Source organism: Sphingomonas sp. T1 (assembly GCF_902506585.1).
GTDB lineage: Bacteria > Pseudomonadota > Alphaproteobacteria > Sphingomonadales > Sphingomonadaceae > Sphingomonas > Sphingomonas aerolata.
In genome coordinates this window covers 521,631-531,518 of sequence record NZ_LR733875.1, presented here as the reverse complement: position 1 = coordinate 531,518, position 9,888 = coordinate 521,631, and the positions used below count along the sequence as shown (strand labels likewise).

Genomic DNA, 9,888 nt, shown 5'->3' with positions numbered 1-9,888 from the left:
GCGTCATCCTCCCCGTTTGATCAGCCCAGCACTGCGCGGAGCTGGGCTTCTTCGATCTCCAGCTCGCGCTGTGTGACCGGCGCCCGCCATGGTGGCGGGCAGTTTTCGCTTTCAGCGGCCCGCCCCTCGTCGAGGTAGGCTTTCGACAGCTTGCGGATCAGCCGCGCTTCCCATGGCTCGAGGCGCACACAGGTATTGCCCTGCCACGCCGCGAGCTCGCGCGAGCTGATCGGAGCCGCGCCCATACCGGCCGCCTCGACCAGCCCCATCTCGATGAGCCAGTCCGTGATATGCGGCGCCGGATTCGGCGGCATCTGCGGGTCGATCTTCTTCCGCTTCAGCTCGGCGATCCGGCTGAGCTTCGGCGCGGTCGATTCTTCCTTCCCGCGCCGGCTGCGGGCATCCGGCTTCGGCGTGGCATGCAGCCAAGCCATCTGCCGGATGTAGAGGGTCAGGCCGCCTTCGAGGCGGCGCTGAAGTTTCCCCAGTCGCCGACGAACTTCGCGACCTGCTTGGTGATGAAGCCGAGGCCTTGGTTCGCATAGACGGCGCGATAGAGGTCTTCGCCGGTGACCGGGTCGGCCGCACCGTCGGGCTGATATTCGAAATTCTCGAAGCCCGCGGTGATTGCGGCGAGATCCTCGGCGGTCTCGGCGACGCGCTCTTCCGGCGTCGCAGCGGTGATCTTGCCGTCATTGTCCTGCATGCGCTTCAGCGCGCGGGCAGACTGACGAGATTCGACGACGCCATAAGCCTTGCTGCCCGGGCCATGGACCAGGATACGAACGGGAAGGGTCCGCTCGTCATCGGCGAACAGCAACTCGCCGGCCGGGTTCTTGAGGTGGAGGGCGGCCGTGGCGGCGACGGCGAGCGAGGCGATGTTGAGCTTCATGGAATGTGTCCTTCGCGGGAGGAGGTGCGCCAACCCGGCTCGCGACCCGCGACGACGGGCCGAGCTGGCGCATAAGAACCGGCGTCGCGGGCGCCGGGAGGGGAGGAACTTAGGCTGCGGCCACCTTGATGACCTTGGTGCAGATCTCGATCGTCGGCGTCGCCATCAGCATGCTGTCGGCGCCGTCCGCGGTTTCGGGCGAACCGAACGAGCGACCCTGGAAATACCGCTTCGCGCCGTCCTGATAGGTGACGCGGAACGAGTAGAGCTTCTGCGTCTCGTCATCGGACGCCGTCTGCAGGATGGTCTGGCCGGCATCGAGGCTGTCGATGGCGATCGAGGGCTGCAGCGCGCCATAGTCGGCCGAGCCCTTGTACTTCTGCTTGGCGCCCTTCAGCGGCTGGAATTCGACCTTCGCGAAGCTGGCGCCGAACGAGCCCAGCTTCTCGACCTGGTTGATTTCGACGAAGGTGAGGGCCGCATAGCCGGTCGCGTCGAGCGTGGCAGGCGTTGCGGCCGAGATAGCAAGCGCCGAGCCTGCTGCAGTCTGAGAACCCATGGTCTTGCTCCTGGTAACGTAACGCCGGGAAGCCCGGCCGGTGATCGCCCGCCGGGCGGCGGGTTAGGGGGTTAGCTCTTGGCCTTGGCGGTGCGCGGCGCGCGGGCGCGCTTCGGCTTGGCAGGCGACGACGGTGCGTCGGCAACGGGCTTTGGAACGGATGCCTCGACCAGCCCGGCTGCGCGGTAATTCGCGAACTCGCCTGCGGTGAGCTCTTCCGTCGCTCCCGCAACGAACTTGCGATCTCTGCCGGCATCGGTGAAATCGGTCGTGACGGTCGCACTGACCATCTTTGGGGTTGCGGACATTCTGGTCTCCTCTCGTGGTCAAGCCGGCGCGTCGAAACTGACGCGGAAATCCTGTGTCTGTTCGAAGCTGTTGCCCGGGCCGCGCAGGTCGGGGCCGCGGCCAGCGGTCAGGACGGAAACGTTGTCGGCGCCAGCGATGCGGCCCGTCCGCCCCGCGCAGGCCTTCACGACCAGCTTCATCGCAGCGACCTGGCCGCGGTAGCTCGCGGCCCGCACGGTGACCGAAATGCGCTCGATGGTGCGCACCGTCGCCCCACGCTTCAGCATCTGCCGCTCGACGTTGCTGGTCATCCGCACCAGCAACGTCGGCAGCACGACACCGTCGGGAAGCGCGCCAGCTTTAATCTGACGCGCGGGAATGGCCGCGATCAGCGGCTCGTCCGCGTGAAGCAGCTCGCCAACGATATCGACACCGGTCATGCGTCTTCGCCTTCCGGTTCAGCGGTTCCGATGATCCCCGAGCGGGTCACGCGGGCGTTGATGAAGCTCTGTGCCGCGGCGACCGCTTCGGCGCCCTTGATGTCGAGTGCTGGGCGTAAGAACGGGTTCGGCTTGGCGCCCGGGTGGAAAATGGTGTCGCCAACGAACTTGCCGCCGATGACCATCGTGCGCTTGTCCGTGGCGTTGATCCGCGCGACGCTCTTGCCGCCGCTTTCGTCTTTCGCGACCGAGATGAAATGGGCGTCGGTGCCATATTCGAGCCAGTTGGCGATCGAGCGGCCCCAGCCTTTCCGAACGGCGATCGTCACCGTCAGGCGTCCAGCCTCCGACTTGCTCCGCATTTCGAGCGCCTCGTCGACGTCGGACGAAATCGACCGCTCTTTGGCCTCGGCGAGAATGATCTTCCCGCCGGCCCGCGCCGCGCCGCGCAGTAGCTTATTCTCCACCTCGGCGGGCAACTGCGCGATGTAACGGCGAACCGATCGGCCGCCCCGGCTGGTAGCCATCAGGCGGTGTTCCCGGCCGTGCTGTACTCCTCGACCATGAACTCGACGCCCGAGCGCTGCCGGATGATGGCAGGGCCGGCGATGATCTGCATGATCCGATCGCCCATCACGAACCGCATGTTGCTTGTGATGTCGTCCCGAATCCGCATGCGGACCCGAGCTGGCCGGGTGGCGACGTTGATGCCCTCGGCGAGCTTCTCACCGCGGCTGGGCAGCATATCGACGACGCCGGCCCAGACCTCGTCAACCAGCGCCCAGCTGCCAGAACCGGCTCCGTCGAACGCTTCATCGGCGACGGGGCGCTCGATGCGGATGAAGTCGGGCAACTCGCCGGCAGTGAGCTGGGTCATACTACGAATTTGCGCAGGGGAGCGATGAGGAAGGTGACCGCCAGCGGCAATTCCGTTAGGTTCTGCCCCGACACCTCGCGATTGGCGTACCATTGCCCAACAAGCAGCAGCGCTGCCTGTGCGGCAACGGCGCGATCGCGAAGCGCCGTCGGCGACAGATCGGTCGCGAAGTCGCACCCTGTTGCGCCCTCGATCGCTCGGACCGCTGCAGCAATGAGAATGGCGAGATATGCGTCTTCACGATCAGACGAGCCTAGACGAAGGTGCGTTTTCACGTCCGCGAGGGTGACGAGCTCAGCCACGGGTGAGATCGCGCCCATCGCGCCCCTTCTTCACCGCAAGCCGCCAGCCGGTGTCAGGACCGTCCGGCTTGTCGCCGGTGTCCTTCTGCGCGATCCAGAGCGAGCCGCCGAAGGTGACGGCGTCGCCGAGCGTATATGCCTGGCCTTCCTTAAAGACGCCGCGGTCGATCACCGCTGGCACGGTGAGGTCGAAGGTTTTCACCTGCTCACCGCGGACGAACTTGAGGGTCGCCTGGCGCTCCCCGGTCTGCTCGATCGACATATCGTCGAAGCCCAAGCCAGGGTCACCGTCCTTCCCGTCGACGCGACCAAGCGGGCACATCTTGCCATCGCTCAGTGTCACGACCAGCGCACCCGTGCGGTCGATCATCGCGCCAGCAAGGCCGACGCCGTCCTTTGCAACAGGTAGCGCAGCAACAGCGCGCTCAACGGCCGGCGCGATGATCGGCTCGACGTCGGCGACCGTGACGCTCTTGCCATCGGCAGGGGTTGGCAGCGCCGCGACTGCGGATGCTACGGCCCCAGCGATGATCGGCTCGACATCGTCGAGTGTGACGCTCTTGCCGTCGACCGGCGCCGGCAGCGCCGAGACTGCGGCCGCAACCGCCGCGTCGACCGGCGCAATAACGTCGACCGGGGGCAGCGCGGCGACAGCGCGCTCTGCTTCCTGAACAATCAGCGGACGCACATCGTCGAGCGTGACGCTCTTGCCATCGATCGCGGGCGGCAGCGCCGCCACTGCCGCAGCGACAGCGGTCTCGACCGGTTCGACCAGGTCGGGCAGCGGCAATGCTGCTACAGCTCGTTCCGTCTCGGCAGCGATTAGCGGCTTCACGTCGTCCAGCGTGACGCTGACGCCATCCTTCGCCGGGGGCAGATCGCTGACCGCGCGCGCAACTGCCGCGACGACGAGCGGCTCGACGTCGGTGACGGTGACGCTCTTGCCGTCGCGGGGCATGGGCAGGGCGGCGATTGCGTCGTCGATCATTCGCCGAACGCTTGCTTCCTCCAGCGACGCATCCCGCGCCTCGACAATTGCAAGGCGGGCGAGCAGCGGAATGGTAGCCTTGTCGACAGCTTCACGGACAATGATTGCTGTGGCCTCGGCCTGCGCTTTGGCATGAAGCATTCAGCAACTCCCTGCAGTATTCTTTGTACAGGGCGGCCGCCGCACGCGATCGCTCATCAACTTCTGCGGGATCAGCCGGAGGCGCCGCCGCAGGCGTCGTGTCGCCTTGGCCTTTTGCCCACGGATCTTCTCGCGCATCGCGCTTCGCCAGCGCCTCGAGGCTGTAATTCTGCTCTTGCAGGTACGCCGTGTCGCCGCCGGTAATCGGCTCTAGGTCAAGCCGGCGCCGCGCCTCGTTGATCTTCTTGATCCCCGATTTGGTCGCCATGGCTTCGGCTTCGATCAGCGCCTTGGTGTCCATGCGCAGAAGGCCGTCGAGGTCGAATTCGGTGCCGATGCCCATGCCCTCGCCGATGCCGAGTCCCTCATCGAGGCACAGCTCGGCAGCCTCGATTAGCGATTGCAGCGCCTGGGTGTAATATTCGAGGTTGAGGCTCTCGACGTTGCTGTTCGTCGGCAGGTTACCGATTCCCAGCTTGTAGGGCGGCACATGGAACGTGGAGCAGACCACTTCGGCGGTCCACTTGAGCTGGTCGATCATCTCGGCATCTTTGGCGGTGACGGCCATGTGCTCATATTTGAGCCCATCGCCGAGTACGGCTACGCGGCCAGAATTCTTGCCGCCGTAATAATCAGACCAGTTGGCTTTAAGCTCGTCCGAAGATTCCTTACTGATCTTGCCCGGTGCCGACAGTAGCCCGCCTGGGCGCGACTGGTTGCCGAAGAAGACGGCCGAGTTTTCCTGGATGCGCAGCCCCTGCGTCGCCGCGAGGCCGTTCGCATAAATTGGCGACATGCCGACCAGCGGGTGAAACAGGCAATTGAAGCGATCGTGGATGATCTCGCGCGCAGGCACGGCGATCGCTCCGGTGAACCCGGCGAGATTGTCCGCCTGAAGCTCGTAGAAGACTTCGCCCTCATCGCTGACGAGCACCTTCACGCGGTTTGGGTCCAGCACATACAGGGCTGTCACGACGCCGCGGCCGTCGCGACGCTTGAGGACATACGTGTTACCGCGCGCCAGCTTCGAGAGGAAATAGCTGTCCCAGAACTGGATGCGGGTCTGAAACGGGTTCGGTTTGCGAAGGACCGGCGAATAGGAGTTGCGCGTCGTCTCGGACCAGATGCCGGACACCGACTGCGCAACGAGTTTGACCCGTAGCTTCGAAATATCGGACGCGATTAGCGTCATGCACGCGAAAACGGCGTGGTAAGCCAGCACACTCTCGACTTTGACTTCGACGTTCTCCTGCCAGGCACCGGCAAAACTCTCTCGGACAATGCCGAACCAGCCGCGCCGGTCGTCGACTGGGCTGACGGACTTGGTCCGTCCGAAGTCAAAGCCGAGGAAGCGCATCAGACCTGCGAGCCTTTGGCTTCAACGATCTTCTCGCGCAGAACAGCGGCGTCCCAGCCGTGATACGGCTTCTTGCCGACGGCTGCCTGATATTCTGCGCGCAGCTGTTCAAGATCGTCGGCAGTGCCACCAGTGCCGGTAGGCTTCAACGTAGCAGCGCCGTCCGACCCGATGTCGGCACGATCGTACCCGAGCTTGCCAAACACGCGGGCATAGCGCGGGTCGTTCGCCTTCAGCGCGCGGGTGAAATATGCTTGATGCTTCATCGCCTATCCTTTCGAGAACGGCGTATCCCGCCCGGGCGCGAGCAGCGTCCGGGCGGGGGCTACGTGGCCTCAGCCGCCGTAGTTGGCGCTGTCGATGAACTGCACCGCACCGGGACGACGCTTGCCCCAGTTGATGTAGCGCTCGGCGCGGATGCCGATCATGTTGTTCTGCCAGAGCGACAGAAGAACCGTGTTGGCAGTGGCCGGCGCGTCCGGCGCGCTTTCCATCTGCAGCGATGCTTCGCTGCTGACGTCGAGCATCGTTTCGCCGTCATCGGCCAGCAGGATCTCGTTCGCCTTGGCGAGGATGATCCGCGAACCGGCACCGGTGACCGGAGTACCCGTGCCGAGGTTGACGGGAACGTTCTCCGACAGGACGACCGGCAGGCCCATGAAGGTACCGCCGCTGGCGCCGTTGATCACCATCCCCGGAAATTCCGGGTTGCCAAGCGGATTGGTCATCAGTGCAAGGCCGAGCGCCTGCATTTCCGTCATGATCCAGACGGCACCTGCCAGCGACAGGTTGGCGCCCAGGAACTTGCCCATCAGCAATTTCGCATCGTGCCGAACGGCATCAGCGTCCGTACCCGAGGCCACGATCGGGGTGACCCCATTGGTGATCGATGCCGGCGAAACGTCCTGCACCGCAGCCTTCGTCGGGTCGACGAACTGCTGGTCAAGGAACTGGGCGGTCTGGCTGACCAGATCGTCCTTGACCACCTGCTCGGCCGATGGCGAGGATGCACGCGCCAGCTCGTCCGTGATCACGACAATGCCCGCCGTCTTCGCCCGACCCAGGCGGATCTGGTCGAACGCGAGCGCGCTGACCGGCTTTGGCTTACCTTCGCCGACCCAGCCGACCGACGAACCGCCGGTCTGACGCGGGATCTTGATCTCGAACGGTACGCGGCGGAGGCCCTGAATGCGGCCGATGATCGTCGCCGGACGGAGCAGTTCGGCGAACTCGCTGGTCATGTTCTGGTATTCGACCAGCGGTTTGGCCCATGCCGTGTCGGTGGTGGTGCCTGCCGAGACTGCCGCCTTGAGGACGTTCTCGACTTCCGGCGTGCTGTCGCGCCAGGTCTTCGCGATCTCGGCGGCCTGCATCAGGTTGCCCTTCGACCGGGCGAGCGCCATTGCGTAGCGCGTGAACGCGGTACCCTTGGGCAGATTGTGGCCCTTGATTTCGATCCGCGAACCGCCGCGGGTCGTGCCGGCATCCGCAGCGCTACCGCCAGCGACCGGGGTTGCCTTTTCGCCGGCCGACTTCTCGGCCTGCTTGAGGCGCTTCAAGTGGCTGTCGATCGATTCGATATCGGCCTGATTGCCGTCGAATTCTTCGGTCTGAGCGGCGTCGAGGGTTGCCCCATCGGTCGCGGCCTTTTTCATGATGGTGTCGTTGGCGGCGACCAGCGCGGCGCGCTTGGTCTCGAATGCGCCAATCTGCGCAGCATAGTTCATCGTCTATCGTCCTTTGATCAGGCGAGCCGCTTGATTTCGCGGATCACAACAGGTGGAGCCCGATCGCGGGCAGGGTTCTCCAGCTTGACAACCCGAACACTCTTGCCTGACGCGGCACGCTCGGGGTCTGCGGGGATTTCGGGGTCGGGGATGCCGGCCGCGTGACGCAGGCCGGTATCGATCGACTTGATGGCAGTGATGATGGCGTCGGCATTGGCCGGGATGGTGACTGCGGAAAGCTCGAACACCTCCACTTCCGTGAACCGGATGCCGCCCGCTTCCATGTAGGCATATTCGATCGGTCGGAATCCGATGCTGGTCGCGCGAACGAGGCCCAGCTTAATCGACTGCCAGGCGAGGTCGAGCAGGTCCTTGAGCAGACCGGGCTCGTCCGTCTTGGCGACCTTCGCCTTGAACGGGATCCCGTTCGCAGTTGGCTGGCCGAACTCGCACGTGCCGACCGGCTGGTCGTGGTTGTGCTGCCACAGGAACGGCATCGGGTTGGTGAACTTCACCCCCAGCGGTTCGATGATGTCGCCCACGCGATCCACGGTTGGTGTCGTCGCGATACCTTCAATGGTGCGCGCGTCTTCGTTGACCGCCTTGATCGCAAGGACGCTGTATGCCCTGTTGTCCATAAGAGCGCCTTTCAGATGAATAGGAAATTGGGCCCGGCGCCTGTGGCTTCCGGGTTGCGGGTCATCAGCATCACCGCGTTGAAGGCGGCGACGAGGGGATCGATCTTCGCCTTGCCAGCGACTTGCTTTGTGATGAGCACCGCGTTTCCGCGCTGCTCGGCCTTTGCGTTGCCGACGCACCAAGCCATGAGATCCTGCCCGCCATGGATCAGCGTGCCGTCCTTAAGCTTGCGCTCCATGCCCCACACAGCGGCCGAAAGCCGGAAACCCTGGCTGACAGCGAGCATCTGCTCGGCAGTGAACCCCCGGCCAGCCAACTCGTCGACCAGCGCGGTGACGCCTTGAGGGTCGAGGCCGATCGCTGCCTGCTCAGGGAAAAGCCCGGCGCCTTTCACCTGCTCGAGCAGGTCAGCGACTTCGATCAGATCCTGGGTCGGCGCCTCGCAGCGCACCAGCGTCTTCTCGCCGATGAAATCGGTGAGCCGGCTAGCAATGTCCTTCCGACGATCGAAAACGTCTTGTTGCGCCCAGGCCTTGCACCAGAGGATCCACTGCTTTGTCACCTTGTGCCGACCCAGCAGTGCCAGGCCGAGCAGATCGTCGAGGCCGCCACCGTCGATTCCGGCAACTACGACTTCGCAGATATCGAGGAAGGACCCGAACGAGCCGTCCCATAGGCTCGCTTCAGCTTTGGCAGCCTGCCAATACAGCGAGCCGATCCAGGCGTCGTGGCGCAGGCCGATGCCGATCTCGACATTCAGGTGCTTCGCGTAAAATACAGCGCGAGGCCCATCCTCACCGTGGTCAGCCTCGGCCGCCTTTTCCTCAAGCCAGTCCTGTGTGACCGATCGACCCATGTTCGGGTTGGTGATGAAGAAATTTTCGCGCTTCAGGTGGTCACCGTCCGCGACCATCTCCTCGGGGTATTCGTACAGGACCGGCAGCTTTCGCGGGTCCACGATCTTTCCATCTCGGACGTCGCGGAAGTAGTTGAGCTTCTGCTTGAACACGCCCGCGGGTGGCTTGTCCGACTGCGTCGTCAGATAGATCGTGTACCCTTCGGGGCGGCTGACTTGGCCGCCGGTGGCTTCCTTCAACATCGAATCGGCGTTTGCCATTTCGCCGAAGAGCCAGAGCTCATCCACCAGCACGCGGCTGGCCTTCTTACCCGCCACCGTGCCGCTATCTGCCGCAACGATCTTGAGCGTGGATTTCATCTCGCGGTGCGTGATGAGCTTCAGATGCTCCTGATGCTTCAGGAGATCCGTCAGCTCTTCATCGGCATCGATCATCCCCATGGCCGGTGCGAAGCTGTTAGCCGCAACCTCCTTTGTCGGCGCCAAGATCAGGTTCTCGTCGTAGGACCGGAAGCCGCAGGCCAGCTCCGTGAGCATGATGCCGGCAGCCAGCGTCGACTTCGTGTTCTTTTTGCTGATCAGCAGCATGTACTCGGTGATCAGCTGCCGATTGGTGTCAGGGTCAAAGGCACCGAACACGGCCGCAGCGAAGTCGAGCAGCCATTCGTCGCTTGCCTCACCGAACGTCGGCTGCCCAGGCAGGTCGACGATCTTGAGCGAGGTGAAAACGGCCATTTTGGCCTCAGCCGCCGCCGGGAAGAGAGGCGAGAATGGGATCAGTGATCGTCGGTCGCAGATCCGACGCTTCCAATCCAAGCATGC

At 64.1% G+C, this 9,888-nt stretch carries 14 protein-coding genes; all 14 read right to left on the bottom strand.

Features of this window, described 5'->3' with window-relative positions; all coding sequences use genetic code 11:
* Positions 1-20: 20 nt before the first annotated feature.
* On the bottom strand, positions 21-434 hold the full coding sequence (locus tag GV027_RS02375) for a hypothetical protein (RefSeq protein ID WP_236559009.1): 414 nt from the start codon (positions 432-434) through the stop codon (positions 21-23).
* Between the two features lie 17 nt (positions 435-451).
* The gene (locus GV027_RS02370) at positions 452-892 is read right to left on the bottom strand and encodes a hypothetical protein (protein ID WP_159510854.1); all 441 of its coding nucleotides are present in this window, start codon (positions 890-892) and stop codon (positions 452-454) included.
* Positions 893-1,001: 109 nt separating this feature from the next.
* Positions 1,002-1,451, bottom strand: a complete 450-nt coding sequence (locus tag GV027_RS02365; RefSeq protein WP_159510853.1) for a hypothetical protein — start codon at positions 1,449-1,451, stop codon at positions 1,002-1,004.
* A gap of 71 nt (positions 1,452-1,522) precedes the next feature.
* The gene (locus tag GV027_RS02360) at positions 1,523-1,759 is read right to left on the bottom strand and encodes a hypothetical protein (RefSeq protein WP_159510852.1); all 237 of its coding nucleotides are present in this window, start codon (positions 1,757-1,759) and stop codon (positions 1,523-1,525) included.
* Between the two features lie 18 nt (positions 1,760-1,777).
* Complete coding sequence (locus tag GV027_RS02355; protein ID WP_159510851.1) at positions 1,778-2,179, bottom strand: hypothetical protein; 402 nt, start codon at positions 2,177-2,179, stop codon at positions 1,778-1,780.
* Complete coding sequence (locus tag GV027_RS02350; protein ID WP_159510850.1) at positions 2,176-2,706, bottom strand: HK97 gp10 family phage protein; 531 nt, start codon at positions 2,704-2,706, stop codon at positions 2,176-2,178. The genes GV027_RS02355 and GV027_RS02350 overlap by 4 nt, the downstream gene beginning before the upstream one ends.
* The gene (locus tag GV027_RS02345; protein WP_159510849.1) at positions 2,706-3,056 is read right to left on the bottom strand and encodes a head-tail adaptor protein; all 351 of its coding nucleotides are present in this window, start codon (positions 3,054-3,056) and stop codon (positions 2,706-2,708) included. Before GV027_RS02345 ends, GV027_RS02350 begins: the two co-directional genes overlap by 1 nt.
* Complete coding sequence (locus GV027_RS02340; protein WP_159510848.1) at positions 3,053-3,358, bottom strand: head-tail connector protein; 306 nt, start codon at positions 3,356-3,358, stop codon at positions 3,053-3,055. The genes GV027_RS02345 and GV027_RS02340 overlap by 4 nt, the downstream gene beginning before the upstream one ends.
* Positions 3,351-4,487: a hypothetical protein gene (locus GV027_RS02335; RefSeq protein ID WP_159510847.1), complete on the bottom strand. Its 1,137-nt coding sequence runs from the start codon at positions 4,485-4,487 to the stop codon at positions 3,351-3,353. Before GV027_RS02335 ends, GV027_RS02340 begins: the two co-directional genes overlap by 8 nt.
* Positions 4,438-5,844, bottom strand: a complete 1,407-nt coding sequence (locus tag GV027_RS02330) for a phage portal protein (RefSeq protein WP_159510846.1) — start codon at positions 5,842-5,844, stop codon at positions 4,438-4,440. Before GV027_RS02330 ends, GV027_RS02335 begins: the two co-directional genes overlap by 50 nt.
* Entirely contained in the window at positions 5,844-6,110 is a 267-nt protein-coding gene (locus GV027_RS02325; protein ID WP_159510845.1) for a hypothetical protein, read from the bottom strand. Before GV027_RS02325 ends, GV027_RS02330 begins: the two co-directional genes overlap by 1 nt.
* 69 nt (positions 6,111-6,179) lie before the next feature.
* Positions 6,180-7,571, bottom strand: coding sequence for a phage major capsid protein (locus GV027_RS02320; protein WP_159510844.1), 1,392 nt, complete (start codon positions 7,569-7,571; stop codon positions 6,180-6,182).
* A 17-nt stretch (positions 7,572-7,588) separates the two neighbouring features.
* Complete coding sequence (locus tag GV027_RS02315) at positions 7,589-8,209, bottom strand: HK97 family phage prohead protease (protein WP_159510843.1); 621 nt, start codon at positions 8,207-8,209, stop codon at positions 7,589-7,591.
* An 11-nt stretch (positions 8,210-8,220) separates the two neighbouring features.
* Positions 8,221-9,801 carry a terminase large subunit gene (locus GV027_RS02310; RefSeq protein ID WP_236559008.1) on the bottom strand — a complete coding sequence of 527 codons (1,581 nt, stop codon included), beginning with the start codon at positions 9,799-9,801 and terminating at the stop codon, positions 8,221-8,223.
* Positions 9,802-9,888 lie beyond the last annotated feature (87 nt).